Origin of the sequence: Thiopseudomonas denitrificans (assembly GCF_002866065.1) — a bacterium.
GTDB lineage: Bacteria > Pseudomonadota > Gammaproteobacteria > Pseudomonadales > Pseudomonadaceae > Thiopseudomonas > Thiopseudomonas denitrificans.
In genome coordinates this window covers 196899-218760 of record NZ_LNJZ01000002.1, presented here as the reverse complement: position 1 = coordinate 218760, position 21862 = coordinate 196899, and the positions used below count along the sequence as shown (strand labels likewise).

General features: G+C 60.3%; 21 protein-coding genes. 8 read left to right on the top strand and 13 right to left on the bottom strand.

Translation table 11 applies throughout. The features are described from left to right. Window positions 1-135: 135 nt before the first annotated feature. The 4 genes from pssA to AR306_RS01305 form a co-directional block, all read right to left on the bottom strand. Window positions 136-969: a CDP-diacylglycerol--serine O-phosphatidyltransferase gene (gene pssA / locus AR306_RS01320; protein WP_101495746.1), complete on the bottom strand. Its 834-nt coding sequence runs from the start codon at window positions 967-969 to the stop codon at window positions 136-138. A gap of 111 nt (window positions 970-1080) precedes the next feature. Next, window positions 1081-2097: a ketol-acid reductoisomerase gene (ilvC, locus tag AR306_RS01315; protein WP_101495745.1), complete on the bottom strand. Its 1017-nt coding sequence runs from the start codon at window positions 2095-2097 to the stop codon at window positions 1081-1083. A gap of 48 nt (window positions 2098-2145) precedes the next feature. Next, complete coding sequence (gene ilvN, locus AR306_RS01310) at window positions 2146-2637, bottom strand: acetolactate synthase small subunit (protein WP_101495744.1); 492 nt, start codon at window positions 2635-2637, stop codon at window positions 2146-2148. Between the two features lie 2 nt (window positions 2638-2639). Beyond that, the gene (locus AR306_RS01305) at window positions 2640-4364 is read right to left on the bottom strand and encodes an acetolactate synthase 3 large subunit (RefSeq protein ID WP_101495759.1); all 1725 of its coding nucleotides are present in this window, start codon (window positions 4362-4364) and stop codon (window positions 2640-2642) included. Window positions 4365-4787: 423 nt separating this feature from the next. Here AR306_RS01305 and AR306_RS01300 point away from each other — a divergent pair, with 423 nt between their 5' ends. Beyond that, window positions 4788-5234, top strand: coding sequence for a DUF4124 domain-containing protein (locus AR306_RS01300; RefSeq protein WP_101495743.1), 447 nt, complete (start codon window positions 4788-4790; stop codon window positions 5232-5234). Window positions 5235-5262: 28 nt separating this feature from the next. Here the strand turns inward: AR306_RS01300 and AR306_RS01295 are convergent, their stop codons facing one another. The 3 genes from AR306_RS01295 to mrcB all read right to left on the bottom strand — a co-directional run bounded on the left by AR306_RS01295 (window position 5263) and on the right by mrcB (window position 8667). Then, the gene (locus AR306_RS01295) at window positions 5263-5592 is read right to left on the bottom strand and encodes a YqcC family protein (RefSeq protein WP_407071171.1); all 330 of its coding nucleotides are present in this window, start codon (window positions 5590-5592) and stop codon (window positions 5263-5265) included. 11 nt (window positions 5593-5603) lie between these two features. Then, the gene (locus AR306_RS01290; protein WP_206167938.1) at window positions 5604-6260 is read right to left on the bottom strand and encodes a tetratricopeptide repeat protein; all 657 of its coding nucleotides are present in this window, start codon (window positions 6258-6260) and stop codon (window positions 5604-5606) included. Between the two features lie 70 nt (window positions 6261-6330). Further along, window positions 6331-8667: a penicillin-binding protein 1B gene (gene mrcB / locus AR306_RS01285; RefSeq protein WP_101495741.1), complete on the bottom strand. Its 2337-nt coding sequence runs from the start codon at window positions 8665-8667 to the stop codon at window positions 6331-6333. Between the two features lie 92 nt (window positions 8668-8759). Here mrcB and AR306_RS01280 point away from each other — a divergent pair, with 92 nt between their 5' ends. Beyond that, window positions 8760-10319, top strand: coding sequence for a bifunctional aminoglycoside phosphotransferase/ATP-binding protein (locus tag AR306_RS01280; protein ID WP_101495740.1), 1560 nt, complete (start codon window positions 8760-8762; stop codon window positions 10317-10319). 284 nt (window positions 10320-10603) lie between these two features. On the opposite strand, the gene AR306_RS01275 is transcribed toward AR306_RS01280, so the two are convergent. The 4 genes from AR306_RS01275 to AR306_RS01260 form a co-directional block, all read right to left on the bottom strand. Then, window positions 10604-11320 (bottom strand): HAD family hydrolase, encoded by a 717-nt coding sequence (locus tag AR306_RS01275; RefSeq protein ID WP_101495739.1) that lies wholly within the window; start codon window positions 11318-11320, stop codon window positions 10604-10606. Next, window positions 11317-12690, bottom strand: coding sequence for a DNA repair protein RadA (gene radA, locus AR306_RS01270; protein ID WP_101495738.1), 1374 nt, complete (start codon window positions 12688-12690; stop codon window positions 11317-11319). The genes AR306_RS01275 and radA overlap by 4 nt, the downstream gene beginning before the upstream one ends. Before the next feature lie 2305 nt (window positions 12691-14995). Then, the gene (locus AR306_RS01265; RefSeq protein ID WP_101495737.1) at window positions 14996-15250 is read right to left on the bottom strand and encodes a hypothetical protein; all 255 of its coding nucleotides are present in this window, start codon (window positions 15248-15250) and stop codon (window positions 14996-14998) included. Between the two features lie 215 nt (window positions 15251-15465). Then, entirely contained in the window at window positions 15466-16083 is a 618-nt protein-coding gene (locus AR306_RS01260; protein WP_101495757.1) for an FKBP-type peptidyl-prolyl cis-trans isomerase, read from the bottom strand. 255 nt (window positions 16084-16338) lie between these two features. Between AR306_RS01260 and AR306_RS01255 the strand changes: the two genes are divergently transcribed. The 6 genes from AR306_RS01255 (at window position 16339) to accC (ending at window position 21112) form a co-directional block, all read left to right on the top strand. After that, window positions 16339-17316 carry a malate dehydrogenase gene (locus AR306_RS01255; protein ID WP_101495736.1) on the top strand — a complete coding sequence of 326 codons (978 nt, stop codon included), beginning with the start codon at window positions 16339-16341 and terminating at the stop codon, window positions 17314-17316. A 228-nt stretch (window positions 17317-17544) separates the two neighbouring features. Beyond that, the gene (locus tag AR306_RS01250) at window positions 17545-18099 is read left to right on the top strand and encodes a DUF4136 domain-containing protein (RefSeq protein WP_101495735.1); all 555 of its coding nucleotides are present in this window, start codon (window positions 17545-17547) and stop codon (window positions 18097-18099) included. A 44-nt stretch (window positions 18100-18143) separates the two neighbouring features. Beyond that, window positions 18144-18596 carry a DMT family transporter gene (locus AR306_RS01245; RefSeq protein WP_101495734.1) on the top strand — a complete coding sequence of 151 codons (453 nt, stop codon included), beginning with the start codon at window positions 18144-18146 and terminating at the stop codon, window positions 18594-18596. Between the two features lie 219 nt (window positions 18597-18815). Further along, entirely contained in the window at window positions 18816-19259 is a 444-nt protein-coding gene (gene aroQ, locus AR306_RS01240) for a type II 3-dehydroquinate dehydratase (RefSeq protein WP_101495733.1), read from the top strand. 33 nt (window positions 19260-19292) lie between these two features. After that, window positions 19293-19751 (top strand): acetyl-CoA carboxylase biotin carboxyl carrier protein, encoded by a 459-nt coding sequence (gene accB / locus AR306_RS01235; RefSeq protein WP_101495732.1) that lies wholly within the window; start codon window positions 19293-19295, stop codon window positions 19749-19751. A 17-nt stretch (window positions 19752-19768) separates the two neighbouring features. Then, on the top strand, window positions 19769-21112 hold the full coding sequence (gene accC / locus AR306_RS01230; protein ID WP_101495731.1) for an acetyl-CoA carboxylase biotin carboxylase subunit: 1344 nt from the start codon (window positions 19769-19771) through the stop codon (window positions 21110-21112). Window positions 21113-21206: 94 nt separating this feature from the next. Here the strand turns inward: accC and AR306_RS01225 are convergent, their stop codons facing one another. Further along, complete coding sequence (locus AR306_RS01225; protein ID WP_101495730.1) at window positions 21207-21500, bottom strand: type II toxin-antitoxin system RelE/ParE family toxin; 294 nt, start codon at window positions 21498-21500, stop codon at window positions 21207-21209. Beyond that, window positions 21497-21712 (bottom strand): addiction module protein, encoded by a 216-nt coding sequence (locus AR306_RS01220; protein WP_166627865.1) that lies wholly within the window; start codon window positions 21710-21712, stop codon window positions 21497-21499. Before AR306_RS01220 ends, AR306_RS01225 begins: the two co-directional genes overlap by 4 nt. Window positions 21713-21862: the final 150 nt, after the last annotated feature.

Below are 21862 nucleotides of genomic sequence, written 5' to 3'. Positions count from 1 at the left end.
AGTGCGCATTCTACACCGCAAAAACTGTCTGTCAACCCTTGCAGGAAAATTTGGCCAGCATCCGGTAGAAACGGGCAGTCGTAACAGCCGTCACCTGCCCTAACCGTGGACCAGCCTCCGACAGCCAACAGTACGTTACCCCTTCGAGCGAATCCTGCGCAGGCGCAGCGCCAGATTTACCGGGCCGGACGCCGCATACACCAGGAACAACAGCAGCAATACCCGGGGCGGATCACTGAAGACCACGGCAAACCCCAGCACTGCAACCAGCATCATCACGAAAGGCACCCGTCCTTTCAGATCCAGATCCTTGAAGCTGTAATACTTGATATTGCTGACCATCAACAAGCCGGCCACAGCCACCACAGCTGCAAACAGCAGACTGGCCAGCACTGGCATGTTTTGCCCATAGACATCATGTTCACTGACAGCCCAGACCAGCCCGGCCACCACGCCAGCAGCAGCCGGACTGGCCAGCCCGATGAACCAGCGCTTGTCGACAACACCGATCTGCGTATTGAAACGCGCCAGACGCAGGGCGGCGCAGGCCGCATAGATGAAGGCCACAGTCAGACCGACATTGCCCAGTTCCGACAGCCCCCACTTGTATGAGAGCAGGGCCGGTGCCACACCAAAGGCAACCATGTCCGACATCGAGTCATACTCGGCGCCAAAAGCACTCTGGGTATTGGTCATGCGTGCTACCCGGCCATCCAGGCCATCAAGCACCATGGCCACGAAAATCGCCGCACAGGCGACATAGAAGTTCTCGTTGATGGCACACACAATCGCATAAAAGCCGGCAAACAGATTGGCCGTGGTGAACAGGTTGGGCAACAGATAGACTCCCCGGTGACGCACTTTCCGCCCCTGCTCGTCATGCCCCTCCTCTTCGTGCTCGCCAACCGGCAATATGCTTTCCAGAACCCGCTCGGCGTCGTTCCTGTTGGTCTGTGGTTTCTCGCTCATGCTGTGTTATCCATCAAATTACGTTCAGTACACGGGCAGATTTTACCGTATTTCTCCCCATAAAAGAAAAGCGCGGCATCAGGGCCGCGCTTTTCTTCAGGTGGATGGCAATCAGTTCTTGCTCTTGTCCACGATCTTGTTGGCTGCAATCCATGGCATCATGGCACGCAGCTTCTCGCCGACCTGCTCGATCGGATGGGCTGCGTTGTTGCGACGCCATGCGGTCATGGACGGGTAATTGGTGGCACCTTCGGTGATGAACATCTTGGCGTACTCACCGTTCTGGATGCGCTTCAGCGCATTGCGCATGGCGGCCTTGGACTGCTCGTTGATCACTTCCGGGCCGGTTACGTACTCACCGTACTCGGCGTTGTTGGAAATGGAGTAGTTCATGTTGGCGATACCGCCCTCGAACATCAGGTCAACGATCAGCTTCAGCTCGTGCAAGCACTCGAAGTAGGCCATTTCCGGAGCGTAACCCGCTTCGGTCAGAACCTCGAAACCGGCCTTGACCAGCTCGACAGTACCACCGCAGAGAACAGCCTGCTCACCGAACAGGTCGGTTTCGGTCTCGTCCTTGAAGGTGGTTTCGATGATGCCGGTACGGCCACCGCCCACACCACTGGCGTAGGACAGGGCAACATTCTTGGCGTTGCCGCTGGCGTCCTGGTAGATGGCGATCAGGTCAGGGATACCGCCGCCGCGCACGAACTCGGAACGCACAGTGTGGCCAGGTGCCTTGGGGGCAACCATGATCACGTCCAGGTCAGCGCGAGGTACGACCTGGTTGTAGTGGATGGAGAAACCGTGGGCAAAGGCCAGAGTGGCGCCCTTTTTCAGGTTCGGCTCCAGTTCTTCACGGTACAGCTTGCCCTGGAACTCGTCCGGAGTCAGCACCATGACCACATCAGCCTGTTGCACGGCAGTGGCAACATCGGCAACTTTCAGGCCGTGGGCCTCTGCCTTGGCAATGGAGCTGGAGCCGGCACGCAGGCCAACGGTGACGTCCACACCGGAATCCTTCAGGTTGCAGGCATGGGCATGGCCCTGGGAGCCGTAACCGATGATGGCAACTTTCTTGCCCTGGATGATGGACAGATCACAGTCTTTGTCGTAATACACTTGCATGAAACGCTCCTCAAGCGGGAGAGGCCCCTGCCCCTCCCCGGGGTTGGATTAAAGGCTTAATACTTTGTCGCCACGGGCGATACCGGTTACACCGCTGCGCACCACCTCGACGATGGAGGCGGCACCCACGGCCTGGATAAAGCTGTCGAGTTTATCCGTTGTGCCGGCAAGTTGCACGGTATAAATACTGGGGGTTACGTCCACGATCTGGCCACGGAAAATGTCCGCTGTACGCTTCACTTCCGCGCGCTGGGCACCACTGGCCTTGATTTTGACCAGCATCAGCTCACGCTCGATGTGGGCGCTCTCGGACAGGTCGACCAGTTTGACCACCTCGATCAGCTTGTTCAGGTTCTTGGTGATCTGCTCGATCACCTCTTCCTTGCCGATGGTGGTCAGGGTCAGGCGGGACAGGGTCGGATCTTCAGTGGCCGCAACCGTCAGGCTTTCAATGTTGTAGTTGCGCTGGGAGAACAGTCCGATTACACGGGACAGGGCACCGGGTTCGTTTTCCATCAGCAATGAAATGATGTGTCTCATGATCAGGTACGCTCCGTTTTGCTCAACCACATGTCGCGCATTGCGCCATCACGAATCTGCATGGGGTAAACGTGCTCGCTGGTATCCACCTGGATATCCAGGAACACCAACCGGTCCTTCAGCGCGAAGGCTTCTTCCATCTTCGGCTTGAGGTCCTTCAGGTCGGTGATGCGGATACCCACATGACCATAGGCCTCGGCCAGTTTGATGAAGTCCGGTAATGATTCCATGTAGGAGTGCGAGTAACGGCTGTTGTACTGCATGTCCTGCCACTGGCGCACCATGCCCAGAGCACCGTTGTTGAGGTTGACAATCTTGACCGGCAGATCGTATTGCAAGCAGGTCGACAGTTCCTGGATGTTCATCTGGATGCTGCCCTCGCCCGTCACACAGGCAACGGTCTCATCGGGGAAGCTCAGCTTGATGCCCATGGCGGCAGGGAAACCAAAGCCCATGGTGCCCAGGCCACCGGAGTTGATCCAGCGGTTCGGCTTGTCGAAACGGTAATACTGCGCGGCAAACATCTGGTGCTGGCCTACGTCGGAAGTGATGTAGGCATCGCCACCGGTCACGTCCATCAGCGTCTCGATCACCGCCTGCGGCTTGATGATGCTGCCGTCGCCTTCGTTGTACGGGAACAGGCGGCCATTGCCGCGCCACTCATCGATCTGCTTCCACCAGCTGTTGACGACGTTGGCATCCTGCTTGACATTCATGCTCTTGAGCTCGGCCAGCATGTCATCCAGCACGCTGTTGACCGGTCCGACAATCGGGATGTCGGCCTTGATGGTCTTGGAAATGGTGGCCGGGTCAATGTCGATATGAATGATCTTGGCCGTCGGGCAGAACTTGGCCACGCCATTGACCACGCGGTCATCAAAACGCGCCCCCACGGCAAACAGCACGTCGCAGTGGTGCATCGCCAGGTTGGCGGTATAGCTGCCGTGCATCCCGGGCATGCCCAGGAACTGACGATCGGTACCGGGATAGGCACCCAGCCCCATCAGGGTATTGGTGACCGGCAGGTTGAGCGCCCTGGCCAGCTCGGTCAGCTGGCTGGACGCATGCCCGAGAACCACACCACCACCTGAGTACAGCAATGGCCGCTTGGCTGCCAGCAGCATCTCGACCGCCTTGCGGATCTGGCCGGAGTGGCCACGGGTTGGCGGCACATAGGAGCGCAGCTTGGCTTTCTTGGGATAGCTGTATTCGTACTTGTCGGTCGGGTTGGTCATATCCTTGGGGATATCCACCACCACCGGACCGGGACGGCCGGACTCGGCCAGATAGAAAGCTTTCTTGATCACCTCGGGGATTTCCGACGGATGCTTGACCATGAAGCTGTGCTTCACGATCGGGCGCGATACGCCAATCATGTCGGTTTCCTGGAAGGCATCGGTTCCCACTGCCGCGCTGGGCACCTGGCCGGAAATGACCACCATAGGAATGGAGTCCATGTAGGCGGTGGCAATGCCGGTCACGGCATTGGTGGCACCGGGGCCGGACGTCACCAGCACCACACCGGCCTTGCCGGTAGCTCGCGCATAGCCGTCGGCCATGTGGGTCGCAGCCTGCTCGTGGCGCACCAGAATATGGGTAAGATCATGCTCCTTGAACAGGGCATCGTAGATATGCAGCAGGGCACCGCCGGGGTAGCCGTAAATATACTTGACACCTTCGTCTCGCAAAGAGCGAACGACCATCTCAGCGCCGGATAACAATTCCACAGTAAACACCTCTAATACGCCAGAATCATGCTCGGACGAGCACTCTGAATATGGTTGCTGCACGCCTGGCCCGGGCGACGGTAGTCGCAGGCCATCTGCCCTTCCGGGCCGGCAGCTTAAGAAATCCTGCTCGGGACTTCCCACCCAGCACGAGGTAACGCGAACGGGTATAGCGAACGGTACCGATATGTACCTGGACCTGAATCTGTTTGCGCCAGCCTTTTTGAGGCTTGCAGCAATATGGAGATGAATTGTTGGGATTTATGTCCGGCAAGTCAAGCCATCACCTTAAAAACAAGAGTGTTTTCGAAAATATTGCAAGTTATTTGTTTTTTTGCTGTCCTGTTCGCAATTTTCATGCTCAAACCCTGGCTGCAGATGTTGTATCATCCAGCCACTATGTGTTTTGTCAGGACAAAAAGAATGCGGACACTTCCGATCATACTCTGCGCCGGTCTGCTGCTTTCCGGCATTACCTCTGTACAGGCCGCAACCGTCTACAAGTGGGTGGACAGCCAGGGGCAAACCCACTTCGGTTCACAGCCACCGCTTGGTCTGGACAGCGAACGCCTGAACACCCGTATTCACGCCCCGGCAGCGCAGGCAGGCAGCTCGGAGCAGGCAGCCACTGACGGGAGCGAAGAGCAGGCCCAGAAAGAAGCCGACCGGGAAGTGAAGCGCCAGGTCGCCCAGGAACAGGCAGAGCTAGAAACCTTTTGCCGCGACATGCGCACGCGTCTGGCCCAGCTGAAAAACAACCCGCGCCTGCTGGCCGAGGTTGACGGCCAGATGGTACGCCTGAGCGAAGAAGAGCGTCAGAACCGGATCCGCGAAACGGAAGAGAAAATCAGCGAATTCTGCAGCAGCTGACGGCTGCAAACCAGCTGCATGCAAGTGGTCAGGCTCCGGCCTGGCCGTGACGCTCCAGCAGGCGGTCAAAGCGCTTCAGGTGCCGACGCAAGGTTACCGTCCTGCCGGGCATTTCCATATAGGCCATCTCGGCCATTTCGGTGATCGCCGAACGGGCCGGCAACTCGCCGGCCTGCTCCAGCAGCGCCTTCATGCGCGGCAAAAATACCCACTGCAACCACTGCTCGAACGCCAGCGTATCAACACAGAACGGCTGGCTGCTGGCCAACGACTGCGCGCAGGGCTGCCGGCTTTCCCACCAGCCCAGACTGCGCAGCTCTGCCTCGATTTCCAGCAGGCAGTCGGCCAGCTCATGCACAACCGGCACCATTACATGAAGGCCCGGGCTTTCTGGCGCGCTTCGGCAGCACCCTGACTGTTGCCCTGCTTGTCCCGCGCTTCAGCAATCAGGTCCCACAGCCCGGCCTGCAGCCCGGCCCGGCCACTGCTATAGCTGAGCCCTCGCTGGGCCAGCTGCTCGGCTTGCGCCGCATCACCCTGCATCAGGCGGATCTCCGACAGACGATACAGAACCTGCGGCTCCTGCGGGGCAATGCGCAAGGCGCGCTCCAGACTGGAAGCCGCCCCGTTCAGGTCGCCATTGGCCCGCTGCTGTTGCGCGGTATTCAGCAGCGCCTGCACCGGTGCAGCAATCGTGCGGCTGGCACTGGCCACTTCCGGCACCGGATCGACAGCAATGGCAGCCGGCGAGTCAAACAGGTCCGCGCCGCTGCCCGCGTCAACCTGAATCGGCGTCGACGGATACTCACCGGCGGCAATTGCCGGCAACCCAGCCTCCGGTGGTGTCATGACGGTCACCACCGAGCTCTCCTCACCCTGGTTGACAACCGCACTGGCGCCCCCGCCCACATCACGCAGCGGGCCGGGCGACAGCCGGGTCCCCGACTCCACCACCGGAATCTCCCGTGGCGAAGTACTGGCACAACCCGCCAGCACACCCGCCCCCAGCAACACCGCACACATCATCTTGTTCACTATCTTACTCCTCGCCAACCATTGCCCTGCCGGGCCGCAACCCCGATATTAAACGCTGTCATCAGCGGTTTAGCCAGCCTTTTAGCCAGCCCCTGACCTTGCCACCCTCATCAGCCGGCTCCGGCACGGCCGGCAGGCCACAATAAAAGCCGGCTTCCGGCTCGCTGCCCCGCACATAGGGCATACGCACCACACCCGGGCAGGGTTCGCTGACCTGCAACCCTTGTTCGGGGTCCACCCACACCTCGGCAATTCCCTCCGGAACACTGGTCGACAATGATGTGGGCGCAGCACTGCGCATCAGCTCGGACCACAGCTGCAAGGCACCGGTAGCACCGGTCAGCGATGTCTTGCCGTTGTCATCACGTCCCATCCAGGCCACCGCCAGCAGATCCTCGGCAAAGCCGGCAAACCAGCTGTCACGCAAGTCGTTACTGGTACCAGTCTTGCCGGCCACACGCAGCTCGCGCGGGATGCGGTTGTAGGCGGAACGGCCGGTGCCTTCCGTCATTGCCCGCCGCATCGCTTCGCGCACCAGATAAACGGGCGCTGCCGCAAAGCGCTGCTCGACATGCAGCGGATAGCGTCCCAGCGGCTCTCCTTCTGCAGTCAGCACATTATGGATGGCCCTCAGCGGCGTATGAAAACCGCCATTGGCCAGTGTCTGGTACATCTGCGTCACCTGCAGCGGCGTCAGGCTGCCGGCCCCGAGCAGCATCGACGGAAACGCCGGCCAGTCATGATCCGCGCCCAGCTGACGGGCGGTTTTCAGCACCTCGCCAATGCCGACATCCATCCCCAGACGAGCCGTGGACAGGTTATAGGACTGCGCCAGCCCCTGATACAGGAACACCGTGCCATGCTCCTGACGGTCGTAGTTCTGCGGCGTCCAGTCACGCCCCTTGCTATCACGCACGCTGAAGCTCCGATCCTGCAGGTAGCTGGTCAGGGTGTAGCGTTGCGGCTGCGCCAGCGCGGCCAGATATACTGCCGGCTTGACCAGCGACCCGACCGGTCGCGTGGCATCCAGCGCCCGGTTGAAGCCGGCAAAACGCGGCTGCCGGCTGCCAAGCATGGCTAGCACCTCGCCACTGCCCGGGCGCACCGCCACCATCGCCGCCTCGACCTGATCAATACCGCTGCGCCCCCTCATGCGGGCGAACGTCTCAGTCAGGGCCGCTTCGGCTTTCTGCTGCAGCACCGGGTCCATGCTGGTGAAAATGCGCAGCCCTTCCTCGGTCAGGTCCTGCTCGCGGTAGTCCTGGCGCAACTGGCGCTTGACCAGATCCATGAACGCCGGATAGCTGGTATTGGCCAGGCTGCCCTGGCTGGTCACGCCCAGCGGTTGCTGTTTTGCTGTCGCCAGCTGCTCCTGGCTGATCGCTCCCTGCTCGGCCAGCATATCCAGCACCAGATCGCGCCGCTCTTTGGTTCGCTCCGGGTGACGGCGCGGGTTATAGAAGGAAGCTCCCTTGACCATGCCGACCAGCAGGGCCACCTGATGCACCTCCAGCTCGGCCAGCGGCTGGCTGAAATAGTACTGGCTGGCCAACCCGAAACCATGCACAGCACGACTGCCATCCTGCCCGAGGAACACCTCGTTGAGGTACGCCTCCAGAATCTCTTCCTTGTCGTAATGCAGCTCAAGCAGGATCGCCATCAGCGCTTCGTTGAACTTGCGGCTCAGGCTGCGCTCGTTGGTCAGAAAAAAATTCTTCACCAGCTGCTGGGTCAGGGTGCTGCCGCCCTGCTGCAAACGGCCGGATGACGCATTGATCCACACCGCCCGCCCGATCGAGCGCAGCGACACACCATGGTGCTCGAAGAAATCCCGGTCCTCCACAGCGGTCAGCGCCTGGATCAGGTAACCCGGCGTATCCGCCAGCCGGATCAGGATGCGGTCTTCCTGGTGCGCCGGATACAGCCCGCCAATCAGCAACGGCTCCAGCCGCATCACCGGCAAAGCAGTGCCATCGGCCTTGCTCAGGGCAGCCACCTGCCCGCCAGAGAAGCGTACCCGTACCCGTTGCGCCGGTTCGTTACCGTCATAGAAGCGGAAACCCCGGGCAAACACCTCGACCTGATTGCCATTCACCGACATGCTGCCGGAGCGCTGCGCCGCCGTGGTGCGGCGATACCCCAGCGCCTGCAGCTCGGTGATGAAATCCTGCTGCTGCAGTTTCTGGCCGGCATACAGCTCCAGCGGACGGGCATAGACCCGCGCCGGCACCGTCCAGCGCTTGCCGGCAAAGCGCTCCTGCACGATCGCATCCAGATACATCATGTACCCGGCCAGCGCCAGCGCGGCCACTATGGACAGTTTGACCAGCAGCCCCAGCCAACTGAATCTGCGCCTGCCAACCGTTTTTTTCTTGCCCTTTGCCTGCCGTTTGCTCATAGCCAAACCGTGTTAAACCCCGTGTTTTCCTTTGCACCACCGTGCACAGTTGCCATAATGCGGCATTCGCCTGCACCCTTTAAGGAAGAATCGTGAACCAAGCCCTGATCAACGCCCTGCAAAATCCGGCCATCTACCCGCATGACACCGAAGATTTCCGCGTCATCGAAACCCATATCTCGACCGTGATCCTGACCGGCCCTTATGCCTACAAGATCAAGAAACCGGTCAACTTCGGCTTTCTCGACTTCACCAGTCTCGATGCCCGCCGGCACTTCTGCCAGGAAGAGGTACGCCTCAACCAGCGCCTGACCAGTGGCCTGTATCTGGATGTCATCGCCATCACCGGCAGCCCGGAGGCGCCACAACTGGGCGGCAGCGGCGAAATCATCGAGTACGCCATCCGCATGCGCCAGTTTCCGCAGGAGCAATTGCTCGACCGGATGCTGCAGCGCGGCGAGCTGGGTACAGTCGAAATCGACGCCCTGACCCGCCAGATCTCCCGCTTTCACCTGGATGCCCCGGTAGTTGCACAAGGCCACCCCCTGGCACAGCCGGACGCCATTATGGCACCGGTACGGCAAAACTTTGAGCAAATTCGCCCTCTGCTCAGCGAAGCCGTCGACCTGCAACAGCTCAATGCCCTGGAAGCCTGGGCCGAAGACAGCTTCCAGCGTCTGCTGCCCCTGTTAGAACAGCGCTGCCAGAATGGTTCCATCCGCGAATGCCATGGCGACATCCACCTGGGCAACGCCACTGTGCTGGACGGCGAAGTGGTACTGTTTGACTGCATCGAGTTCAACGAACCCTTCCGGCTGATCGACATTGCCTGCGACGCCTTCTTCCTCGCCATGGACCTGGAAGACCGCGGCCAGCACGCCCTGGCCCGCCGTTTCACCAACAACTGGCTGGAGCAGACCGGCGACTACGAGTGCCTGCCACTGATCAACTTCTACAAGGCCTACCGCGCCATGGTGCGCGCCAAGGTCAACCTGTTCCGTCTGGCGCAGGAAAGCGACCCGGCAGTACAGACCGACGTCCTGCGCCAGTACCGTAGCTATACCCGCCTGGCGGAAAGCTACTCGGCGATTCCGGCACGTTTCCTGGCCATCACCCACGGTATCTCCGCCTGCGGCAAAAGCACCGTGGCCATGCAGCTGGTCGAGGGGCTGGGCGCCCTGCGCCTGCGTTCCGATGTTGAGCGCAAGCGGCTGTTTGGCGAGCAGACAGTGACCGGCAACCCGGTCGATACCGGGCTGTACAGCGCCGAACTGACGCAGCAGACCTACGCCCATTTGCACCAGCAGGCACTCGCCGCATTGCAGGCTGGCTATCCGGTGGTGATTGACGCGGCCTACCTGATGCAGGAACAGCGCCAGCAGGCCGCCGAAGTGGCGCAGTCCAGCGGTGTGCCGTTGCTGATCCTGGACTGTCAGGCTCCCGACGAGGTAGTTGCCCAATGGCTGATCGAGCGCCGCGCAGCAGGTATCGATCCGTCCGATGCCACCCCGGAAGTGGTTGCCGCACAGCGGGCCACCCGTCAGCCGCTGACCGCCGAAGAGCAGCAATACAGCCAGACCGTGCTGACCAACGACGCAGCTTCGATGGACGGACTGGTTGAGCGTATCCGCAATACCCTGCAGATGCACTGATCCAGCTGACGCTTTCGGGTTTATGTGCGAATAAATTCGCACCTACGGTCCGGATTTATCCGGACAAATCCGGCATGACCGGGCCTCGAAGAGGCGTGTGCGACGTGTGCGAATGAATTCGCACCTGTAGGTCCGGATTTATCCGGACAGGCGCGGCATGGCCGGCCGCGGAGGCTCATGTGCGAATGAATTCGCACCTACGATCCGGGGTTATCCGGGCAAACCCGGCATGACCGGGCCTCGGAGGTGCCTGTGCGAACGAATTCGCACATGTAGGTCCGGATTTATCCGGACATCAAATCCGCCAGTACGTCCGACAGCTCGTTCAAACAACGGATCTGCGCTGTCGGCGGCTTTCCGCCCGGCCAATCCAGGCCGGCGGCATTGAACCATACCGCATGCATGCCGGCAGCCTGGGCACCGGCAACATCATCATGCGGATTATCGCCCAGATGCACCGCCTGCTGCGGCGCAACTCCGGCGCGCCCCAGCGCAGCACCAAAGGCCGCCACATGGGGCTTGCCGACACCCAGCGCATCGGCATTCAGGGCAAAATCAAAACAGTCTCCCAGCCCGACGCGGCGGATATCGGCATTGCCGTTGCTCAACGCCCCCAGCAGATAGCCCTGCTGCCGCAAACTGTGCAACATCGGCCTTGCCTGCGGGCTGACCTCGACCTTTTGCCGCTCGCCGAGAAAAAACTGGAAGGCTTCTTCGGCCAGCAACGCAGCCTGCTCCGGTGCATCACCGGCATCCAGATAAGCCTGGCGCAACACCTGGAAACGTATCGCGCTAACGCTATGGACAATCTGCGGCATCCGCTCCAGCACCTGACGCTTGAGCTGCTGCAAGCGTGGCAATGTCATCAGCCCCAGCTGCGGCGAGCGCTGCGCCAGCCACTGCTGCAACGCCTGCTCGGCACGAGCGATCACCGGTGCCGTGTGCCACAAGGTATCGTCCAGATCAAAGGTGACCAGCCGGATATCCAGTTTCGCCATCATTCGGCCCACTCGAACAATGCATCCAGCGCCTGCTCCAGCCGCTCGACCGCCACTACCTGCATGCCGGCCGGGGCCTGTTTCGGCGCATTGCCCTTGGGCACTACAGCCCGTCTGAAGCCATGCTTGGCCGCTTCACGCAACCGCTCCTGCCCGCTCGGTACCGGACGGATCTCGCCGGACAGGCCGATCTCGCCAAACACCAGCAAGTCATGCGGCAACGCACGGTTGCGCAGGCTGGACATGATCGCAGCCATCAGCGCCAGGTCGGAGGCCGTTTCCAGCACCTTGACCCCGCCCACCACGTTGAGGAACACATCCTGGTCATGGCTGGCAATGCCGCCATGACGGTGCAACACCGCCAGCAGCATGGCCAGCCGGTTGTGGTCCAGCCCCAGGGTGACACGCCGCGGGTTGGCCAGATGGCTGGTATCGACCAGCGCCTGCACCTCCACCAGCAATGGCCGCGAACCCTCCCAGCTGGCCATCACCACGCTGCCCGGCACCGCCGACTGCGCCCGGTTGAGAAAGATCGCCGAGGGGTTGGACACCTCGCGCAGGCCACGGTCGGTCATGCCGAACACGCCCAGCTCGTTGACCGCGCCAAAACGGTTCTTCACCGCCCGCAACATGCGCAGACGGCCATCGGCATCGCCCTCGAAATACAGCACCGTATCGACCATGTGTTCCAGCACGCGCGGGCCGGCCAGCGAACCCTCCTTGGTGACATGGCCGACCAGAAAGATGGCGGTACCGGTCTGCTTGGCAAAACGCACCAGCAGCGCGGTGCTTTCCCGCACCTGCGCCACACCGCCGGGAGCCGACTGCAGCTGCTCGGTATAGATGGTCTGGATGGAATCGATCACCAGCACGCGCGGCTTTTCCCGCTGGGCCACGGCAATGATGCTTTCCACGCAGGTCTCGGTCATCACCTTGAGCTTGTCCAGCGGCAGCTCCAGCCGGCGGCCACGCATGGCCACCTGCTGCTGGGATTCCTCACCGGTGACATAGAGCGCCGGAATATGCTGTGCCAGGCTACACATGGTTTGCAGCAGGATGGTGGATTTGCCAATGCCCGGGTCGCCGCCCAGCAACACCACCGAGCCGTCCACCAGCCCGCCTCCAAGGACGCGGTCCAGCTCCTTCGACTGGGTACTGAAACGCGGGATTTCCTCGACGCTGACATCCGCCAGGGTTTTCAGGGTGGCGTGCTCGCCGGTCCAGCCGGTCCGGGCGCTGCCACTGCGGGCAGCGCCTTCCACCACTGTTTCGACCATGGTGTTCCAGGCACCGCAATCGGCGCACTGCCCCGCCCACTTGGGCTGGGTTGCGCCACAGTCGGTGCAGCCGAAAATACGCTTTGCCTTGGCCATCGGTGCTCCTTGTCCGCTTGTTCAAAGCGGCAAAGTATACAGCAGTCATGCCGGAGCTGGCCGGCATGCGGCCGGGCCCTGCCCGGCCTGTCCGGATAAATCCGGACCTACAGGTGCGAATTCATTCGCACACGTCGCACAGGCACCTCCGAGGCCCGGTCATGCCGGGTTTGCCCGGGTAAACCCGGATCGTAGGCGCGAATTCATTCGCACACGTCGCACAGGCACCTCCGAGGCCCGGTCATGCCGGGTTTGCCCGGGTAAACCCGGATCGTAGGCGCGAATTCATTCGCACACGTCGCACAGGCACCTCCGAGGCCCGGTCATGCCGGATTTGTCCGGATAAATCCGGACCTACAGGTGCGAATTCTTTCGCACATGAGCCTCCGCGGCCCGGTCATGCCACGCTTGTCCGGATAAATCCGGACCTACATCTGCGAATTCATTCGCACATGAGCCTCCGCGGCCGGCCATGCCGCGCCTGTCCGGATAAATCCGGACCTACATCTGCGAATAAATCCGGACCCATCGTAGGTGCGAATTCATTCGCACATGTTGCTGGAGCCAGCACTAGCAAACAGACAGGCAAAAAAACGCCGGTCAGAGACCGGCGTCAAGCCCAACTCCCGCCTGTGATCATGGAGAGAAAACAATCACGGACAGGTCACAACAANCATTCGCACATGAGCCTCCGTGGCCCGGTCATGCCACGCCTGTCCGGATAAATCCGGACCTACATCTGCGAATTCATTCGCACATGAGCCTCCGCGGCCGGCCATGCCGCGCCTGTCCGGATAAATCCGGACCTACAGGTGCAAATTCATTCGCACATGAGCCTCCGTGGCCCGGTCATGCCACGCCTGTCCGGATAAATCCGGACCTACATCTGCGAATTCATTCGCACATGAGCCTCCGCGGCCGGCCATGCCGCGCCTGTCCGGATAAATCCGGACCTACATCTGCGAATTCATTCGCACATGAGCCTCCGCGGCCGGCCATGCCGCGCCTGTCCGGATAAATCCGGACCTACATCTGCGAATTCATTCGCACATGAGCCTCCGCGGCCGGCCATGCCGCGCCTGTCCGGATAAATCCGGACCTACATCTGCGAATTCATTCGCACATGAGCCTCCGCGGCCGGCCATGCCGCGCCTGTCCGGATAAATCCGGACCTACATCTGCGAATTCATTCGCACATGAGCCTCCGCGGCCGGCCATGCCGCGCCTGTCCGGATAAATCCGGACCTACATCTGCGAATTCATTCGCACATGAGCCTCCGCGGCCGGCCATGCCGCGCCTGTCCGGATAAATCCGGACCTACATCTGCGAATTCATTCGCACATGAGCCTCCGCGGCCGGCCATGCCGCGCCTGTCCGGATAAATCCGGACCTACATCTGCGAATTCATTCGCACATGAGCCTCCGCGGCCGGCCATGCCGCGCCTGTCCGGATAAATCCGGACCTACATCTGCGAATTCATTCGCACATGAGCCTCCGCGGCCGGCCATGCCGCGCCTGTCCGGATAAATCCGGACCTACATCTGCGAATTCATTCGCACATGAGCCTCCGCGGCCGGCCATGCCGCGCCTGTCCGGATAAATCCGGACCTACATCTGCGAATTCATTCGCACATGAGCCTCCGCGGCCGGCCATGCCGCGCCTGTCCGGATAAATCCGGACCTACATCTGCGAATTCATTCGCACATGAGCCTCCGCGGCCGGCCATGCCGCGCCTGTCCGGATAAATCCGGACCTACATCTGCGAATTCATTCGCACATGAGCCTCCGCGGCCGGCCATGCCGCGCCTGTCCGGATAAATCCGGACCTACATCTGCGAATTCATTCGCACATGAGCCTCCGCGGCCGGCCATGCCGCGCCTGTCCGGATAAATCCGGACCTACATCTGCGAATTCATTCGCACATGAGCCTCCGCGGCCGGCCATGCCGCGCCTGTCCGGATAAATCCGGACCTACATCTGCGAATTCATTCGCACATGAGCCTCCGCGGCCGGCCATGCCGCGCCTGTCCGGATAAATCCGGACCTACATCTGCGAATTCATTCGCACATGAGCCTCCGCGGCCGGCCATGCCGCGCCTGTCCGGATAAATCCGGACCTACATCTGCGAATAAATCCGGACCCATCGTAGGTGCGAATTCATTCGCACATGTTGCTGGAGCCAGCACTAGCAAACAGACAGGCAAAAAAACGCCGGTCAGAGACCGGCGTCAAGCCCAACTCCCGCCTGTGATCATGGAGAGAAAACAATCACGGACAGGTCACAACAACAGCTTCAAATCCTAGTGCGCACTACCGCCACAGCCGCCGCAGCAGCTGGTTGTTACCGGCAGTTCCAGCTCGCCAATCAGCTGCTTGCCCAGTGCGGCGTATTCGGCAGCTTCTTCAGCACCCGCGGAAGAGTTCTGGACCAGTGCATCCAGAGTCGCGTAACGCTGGGCCCGCTGGGCAAAAGCACCGTCAGCCATGGCACGAGCCAGCAGCTTGTCGGCCAGCTCCGGGTTTTCGCGCAGCAGCGGGTGGTTCTCAACAGTCATGGCAATTCCTCACAAGGTTGTTTTCTACCTGCACAGACTAATGAAAGCAGCACCAAAGGATGCTTGATAGCAATCAAGCAATGGCCCCGCAGGCAAAAAGCCGAGCCGGCAGCCCTGACAAAACACAGTACAGACAAGCCCGCCCGGGCCCGGACTCATCTGCCCCCGCAAGAACACAAAGTCATAGCCATGGATCAATTCGCACCGGCCGGCCCTTACAGGATGTCCAGCAGCTCGACATCAAACACCAGCGCGCTGTGCGCAGGAATGCTGCCCACGGCACGCTCGCCATAGGCCAGCTCTGCCGGCACATACAGACGCCATTTGCTGCCCACCGGCATCAACTGCAGTGCCTCGGTCCAGCCGGCAATCACGCCACCCACCGGAAACTCGGCAGGCTGGCCGCGCTCGTAGGAGCTGTCAAACACACTGCCATCAATCAGGGTGCCGTGGTAATGGGTGCGCACGGTGCTGTCACGGCCTGGCTTGTCGCCATCGCCAACGGTCAGCACTTCATACTGCAGGCCGGACTCCAGGGTGACAACGCCGTCTTTTTTGGCGTTTTCCTGCAAAAATTCAACACCGGTCTGAGCCGCCTTTGCCGCTTTCTCGGCCGCCTCGGCCTCCATGCGCTCACGGATCACTGCAAAACTTGCGCTTAACTGCTCAGGTTCAACCGCACTGGGCGCACCATTGAAGGCATCACGCAGACCGGCCATCACCGCCTCGATACTGGTGCCGGGGGGCGGGTTCTGGCGCAGTTGTTCGCCCATCTGGCGGCCAATGCCGTAGCTGACGCGGGACTCATCGGTATTCAATTCAGGGGTAGACACATACACCTCACTTGCTTGGCTGGCAAACCGGGCCTGTCCCGATTTTTCATGACCGGGCATGCTAACAGAAAAGCCCCCGCCATTGCGCGCGGCACGCCAGCCGTACCCCTTAAGTAGTCCTTGTACTCATACAAGGGGCTTGCTACCATTTTCCGCCGTGAGAACCGGCTCGCACTCCCCAGAGAGTTTCCTTCACGAGCCGACCTGCCATTCCGCATGGAATATTTTACGTTTCTAACGACTTGGAGAGACCCAATGAAAGCTCCCGTACGTGTTGCCGTCACCGGCGCAGCTGGTCAAATCGGTTATGCCCTGCTGTTCCGTATCGCCAGCGGCGAAATGCTGGGCAAGGACCAGCCGGTAATCCTGCAACTGCTGGACCTGCCACAAGCCCAGGACGCCCTGAAAGGCGTCATGATGGAACTGCAAGACTGTGCGTTCCCGCTGCTGGCCGGCATGACCGCTTCCGATGATCCGGAAGTTGCTTTCAAGGACATCCAGGTTGCCATCCTGGTGGGTGCCCGTCCACGCTCCAAAGGCATGGAGCGTTCCGACCTGCTGGCCGCCAACGCCGAAATCTTCACCGTCCAGGGCCGCGCCCTGAACAAGGTTGCCGACCGCAACGTCAAGGTTCTGGTGGTTGGCAACCCTGCCAACACCAACGCCTACATCGCCATGAAGTCCGCGCCAGACCTGAACCCGCGCAACTTCACCGCCATGCTGCGTCTGGACCACAACCGCGCCCTGAGCCAGGTTGCCGAGAAAACCGGCAAGGCCGTAGCCGACATCCGCAAACTCTGCGTCTGGGGCAACCACAGCCCGACCATGTACGCCGACTACCGCTACGCCACCATCAACGGCGAAAACGTCAAGGACCTGATCAACGACCAGGAATGGAACGCCAACGTATTCCTGCCAACCGTCGGCAAGCGTGGCGCTGCCATCATCGAAGCCCGTGGCCTGTCCTCTGCCGCTTCCGCTGCCAACGCCGCTATCGACCACATCCACGACTGGTGGCTGGGCACCAACGGCGAGTGGGTCACCATGGGTATTCCTTCCGACGGCTCCTACGGCATTCCTGAAGGCACCATGTTCGGCTTCCCTGTCACCTGCGCCAACGGCGAGTACGAAATCGTCAAGGGCCTGGAAATCGACGAGTTCAGCCAGAAGTACATCAACATCACTCTGGACGAGCTGGAGCAGGAAAAAGCCGGCGTTGCCCACCTGCTGTAAGTCGCTGCAAGCATTTGCATGACACCAGAACAGCCGCCTCCGGGCGGCTGTTCTGTTTCCGGGTGCAAACAGCTTGCCCTCCTCGCACACCACCCCTTTTCCACCTGCGCGCCCAGCCGGGCCAGAAAAGCCACTCCCGGCAACACCCCGAAAACGGCAAACAGTTGCCATGGCAAAAACCGCTTTCTGCTATGCTGTAGCCAGTCCTGACGCAAACGGAGAACAGCCATGCAGCGCATTTTGCAGTTTCTGCTGATCAGCTTTTTACTTACCGGTTGCCAGACCGCCGCCCTGACCGAACTCGACTACAACCCCGGGCAGGACTTCTCCCACTGGCAAAGCTGGCAATGGGCCGAGCCCGCCGTCGAATTCTACAGCCGCGAACAATCCAGCGACCTCGACCAGGAACGCATCCGCGACGTGGTCGGCGACCAGCTGCTGCAATGGGGCTTTTTGCCCACCGAAGAGCAGCCCGACTTTCTGGTACGTGCCTGGCTGGGCCAGGAAGACCGCGTCGAGCGCGTTTATGTCCATCGTGGCGGTTACTGGGGCGATCCCTGGGGACGTTACTGGGGCGGCCCCGGCTGGATCGAACCGCAGGACGTGCGCTACCGGGTCTTCACCCTGCAACTGGACATTCTGGACGCCCAAAGCGGCAAGCTGGCCTGGCGGGCCAGCGAACAATGGCCAGCCACATCCAGCGCCACCCGCCCACAAAAACGTGACGCGGAAATCCGCAAAGCAGCCGGGCGATTGCTGAAAAACTTCCCGCCGCAACGATGAGCGCCGTAACGGCACACTGAAACAGGAAATCCAGAATTCACACCATGAGCACACTGACACTCTGGCTATTTCTGCTGATGGCCTTCATGGCCGGCTTCTTCATGCCGGTGCAGGCCGGCATCAACGGCCTGCTGGCCCGCGAACTGTCCAGCGTTCTGGCGGCAGCCACCATCTCGTTCCTGATGGGCACCCTGGGGCTGGTCCTGGCCCTGCTGCTGCAACGTGAAAGCATCCCGCTTGCCGGGTTCAGACAACTGCAGTGGTGGCATCTGGCCGGCGGCCTGATGGGTGCTTTCTTCGTCTTCACCGCCGCCTTTGCCGCCCCGCGCATCGGTGCCCTGTTGTTCATGGCACTGGTACTGGCCGGGCAGATGGCCAGCGCCCTGCTGCTCGACCACCAGGGCTGGCTGGGCTTTCGCGAATCCTCCATCACCACCGGCAAGGTGCTGGGCATGGCCTGCATCGTCGCCGGCGTCTGGCTGATCCGTCGGGGATAAGATAAGCGCCCGGCCCTGCCCAACAGAGTCATAACTGGCCGCCCGCCAGCCACAACCGGCCACAACAGAAGCCCCAGGCCCGCCTTCAGGCTGCAACACACAGCAGAAAACCGGATTATCACCCCGCGCCACACTCATTAGTCTTAATTTGACTACCAAGGGCTGACATTTGCCGCAGTTCAAGGCATATTGTCCGCTTTTACATACCAAGGCACCGGCATGGCTTCCATTCTTCTGTTGCACGGCCCCAACCTCAATTTGCTGGGCACACGCGAGCCCGGGGTTTACGGCTCAAACACGCTGGACGACATCAACCATGCCCTGCAGCAGCAGGCCGCTGCCGCCGGCCACCGGCTGGATTGCCTGCAGAGCAACGCCGAATACCAGTTGATCGAACGCATTCATGCAGCCAGAAACGACGAAACTGCGTTCATCATCATCAATCCTGCCGCTTTTACACATACCAGCGTTGCTTTACGTGACGCGTTGCTGGCAGTGAGCATCCCATTCATTGAAGTGCACTTGTCCAACGTGTACAAGCGCGAACCTTTTCGACACCACTCCTACTTCTCCGACATTGCGGTAGGGGTGATTTGCGGCCTGGGTGCCAGCGGTTACCGCCTGGCCCTGGATGCCGCAATCGAGCATGTCAACAATCCCTGATTACCACTCAAACAACCTGCGGAGTCATACCCGATGGATATTCGTAAAGTAAAAAAACTCATTGAACTCGTTGAAGAATCCGGCATTGACGAACTGGAGATTCACGAGGGCGAAGAGTCCGTACGCATCACCCGCCACAGCGCCGTAGCCGCCCAACCAATCGCTTACGCTGCCGCTCCGGCCCCGGTTGCCGCCCCGGCACCCGTTGCTGCACCTGCCGCCGCGCCCGCCGCAGAAGCTGCCGCGCCCCAGCTGAAAGGCACCGTGGTCCGCTCGCCGATGGTCGGTACCTTCTACCGCGCCCCTTCCCCCACCTCCGGCAACTTTGTCGAGCCCGGCCAGAGCGTGAAAAAAGGCGACGTACTGTGCATCGTTGAAGCCATGAAAATGATGAACCACATCGAAAGCGATGTCGGCGGCGTGATCGGCGAAATCCTGGTAGAAAACGGCCAGCCGGTTGAATACGACCAGCCCCTGTTCACCATCGTTTAAATCACCTGGAGTCTGCAATGCTGGAAAAAGTCCTGATTGCCAACCGCGGTGAAATTGCACTGCGCGTGATGCGTGCGTGTAAAGAAATGGGCATTAAAACCGTAGCCGTCTATTCCTCGGCTGACCGCGACCTGATGCACCTGTCCCTGGCCGACGAAACCGTCTGTATCGGTCCGGCCCCCGGTGCCCAGTCTTACCTGCAAATCCCTGCCATTATCGCCGCCGCCGAAGTGACCGGCGCCAACGCCATTCACCCCGGCTACGGCTTTCTGGCGGAAAACCCCGACTTCGCCGAGCAAGTCGAAAACTCCGGCTTCACCTTCATCGGCCCCAGCGCCGACGTCATCCGCATGATGGGTGACAAAGTCGCCGCCAAGGACGCCATGAAAAAAGCCGGCGTGCCGGTGGTACCCGGTTCCGACGGCCCGCTGCCCGAAGACGAGCAGGAAGCCCTGCGCATCGCCCGTGAAGTGGGCTATCCCGTCATCATCAAGGCCGCCGGCGGCGGCGGTGGTCGTGGCATGCGCGTGGTGCATCATGAAGACGACCTGCTACGTGCAGCCGTACACACCCGCAACGAAGCGGCTGCCGCCTTCGGCAACCCGGTGGTGTATCTGGAAAAGTTCCTCGGCAACCCGCGCCACGTCGAGATCCAGATCATGGCCGACGGCCAGGGCAACGCCGTACACTTCGGCGATCGCGACTGCTCGCTGCAGCGCCGCCACCAGAAGGTCATCGAGGAAGCCCCGGCTCCCTACATTGACGAGCAGGCGCGCAAGCAGGTATTCGAGCGCTGCGTGCAAGCCTGTATCGACATCGGCTACCGTGGCGCGGGCACCTTCGAGTTCCTCTACGAGGACGGCCGCTTCTACTTCATCGAGATGAACACCCGCATCCAGGTGGAGCACCCGGTCACCGAGATGATCACCGGCTTTGACCTGGTCAAGGAGATGATCAGCATCGCCGCCGGCAACCCGCTGTCGGTCAGCCAGAAGGACATCAAGTTCCGTGGTCACGCCTTCGAATGCCGCATCAACGCGGAAGACCCCGACAACTTCATGCCCAGCCCCGGCCTGGTCAAGCATTACCACGCCCCCGGCGGCAACGGTGTGCGCATGGACTCCCACCTGTACAGCGGCTACCGCGTGCCACCGCACTATGACTCCCTGATCGGCAAGATCATCACCTGGGGCGAAACCCGCGAAGAGGCCATGGGCCGCATGCGCAACGCTCTGGATGAAATCATTGTCGACGGCATCAAGACCAACGTACCCCTGCACATTGACCTGATGAACGACAAGGGCTTCATGCACGGCGGTGTCAACATCCACTACCTGGAAAACAAGCTCAACCGCAAGTAAGGCTTGTCACCAATTAAAACGGCCACCCATGGGTGGCCGTTTTTGTTTTCTGCTAATGGTGAAGCTGGCATCATCAGATGCTCAGAGTATCAATTCACTTTAACCGCTTCTGATTATTCTCCGGGCTCCGTCGACAGTCCAAAACCGCATAAACACTGACTAGCTCATTTTCGACCTGATAGTAGACGGCATAAGGAAAACGCCGAGCCAGCAGGCGATAAAATTTTTCAGCATAAATCGGATGAATTCCGGAAAAAAAATGAAGTGAATCAATATCAGCTTGTAACGAACTCAAAAAATACTTGCCCAGCCCTGCCTGCTGCTTTTCATAAAACTGGAAAGCAGTCTTCAGATCATCATTCGCAGAATTCAGTATCTTGATTTTCAACGAGACAATTCCTGAAGTTCTCGTTTCACGACGTCCCAGTCTTCAAAGACGGATTCACCGGTATCGACCCGCTTCAAGCGTCGATCAAGCTCTTTGCCATGCCAGCGTGGCGAAACCTCCTCAGAATTTTCTGAGCTGATGCTGCTCCAAAGCAAGTCGATAATTTCCAGTTTTTCCCGCAGTGTCATTCGGTCTACAGGTATGCTTACCATATGCCCTCCTGCTTTATGTGGTCGCCACATTATCAGATTCGTTTAATGCGTAATCGCTGAATCAGTGTACTCAAATCTTCACAGATAAACCGCCCTATTGAAGGACGGAGCCAAGTCTTTCACAAAAAACAATATCATTAGCACCAGCTG